Raw genomic sequence first — 1,168 nt, 5'->3', positions numbered from 1 at the left:
CCCCCTTGACCCCCTTTTACCGGATTTTTCAGCCATTCAGGCATTCCAAATCCGGACGCTTTTTATTTCGTTTCACTGCATAAAAACCGGTCCCCAAGCCACCAGAGGTGAACATGGCCAGCTACCATTTCAGCGTCAAAAGTAAAAACAAAGGCTATGCGACTGGCCACTACCTCTACATCAGCCGACTCATGCAATATGAAGGGATTCGCAAGACCAGCAACGAAACCGTAGAACATATCGAACCAGGCAGAAACATGCCATCCTGGGTGAAAGATCCGATTGAATTTTGGCAGGCAGCAGACAGTTTTGAACGAGCCAATGCCAAAGTATACATGGAGTATGAAATTGCCCTGCCAAACGAGTTCACGCCAGAACAGCGTAAAACGCTCATAGAGACGTTTTTAGAAAAACATATAGCAACCTTGAACTACCCCCACTCCTACGCCATACACAACGTAAAATCGCGCATCAGTGGCGAAGATCAACCCCACTGTCACCTGATGTTCTCATTGAAAGCCGATGACGGTATTGAACGAACAGCCGAACAGTATTTCAAACGCTATAACGCAAAAGACCCCTCCAAAGGCGGTGCGAAGAAAATCCAACTCCAAGAAGGCCATGAAGACTATTCTGCTTTTCTGATCTATATCCGCAAACAATGGGAAAATCACCTCAACGATGCCCTTGCTCAATACTGCCCGACTGTCACTTACAGACTGGATGGACAAGACATCACCATCAAAAACCAAGTGTCAGCAGATAGCTATGAAAAATACAATCAGATCCACGGCACCTTGTACCTTCCAGAACCTAAACTGGGTGTCGGCAACCAAAATGCGACCCCTGAATACCTCGCAGAGATCCAAAAGATCCGAGAACACAATCACCAAGAACGAGAACTAGAAGAACGCCAGAAGAAAATCGACCAGAAACATGAATATTTTTACAGTTGTAGCAATGAACCCTACTCAACACCTGAGGTGATGTACTACGTCAATTACTTATTCAAAAAAGCAAAGAATAGGAAAGAACTCGAAAACGATATCGTGGCAATCGTCAAAGCACAGAACCCGATCATTGAAAGTGAAATGTGGAATACACAGGAAATGAACCGAAAACTCAAGCATGCCCAGCATTACCCAACTCCATCTGTTGAATTTAAGGT

At 44.9% G+C, this 1,168-nt stretch carries 1 protein-coding gene; it reads left to right on the top strand.

The genetic code is table 11. The annotated features are described in order from the left end of the window. Nucleotides 1–113: 113 nt before the first annotated feature. On the top strand, nucleotides 114–1,168 hold a 1,055-nt coding region (locus FTV34_RS17595; RefSeq protein WP_180070930.1), incomplete at its 3' end, for a MobA/MobL family protein.

It is taken from the genome of Acinetobacter sp. YH16038 (assembly GCF_013417275.1).
Taxonomy (GTDB): Bacteria; Pseudomonadota; Gammaproteobacteria; order Pseudomonadales; family Moraxellaceae; genus Acinetobacter.
This window is presented reverse-complemented; position numbering and strand designations above follow the sequence as displayed.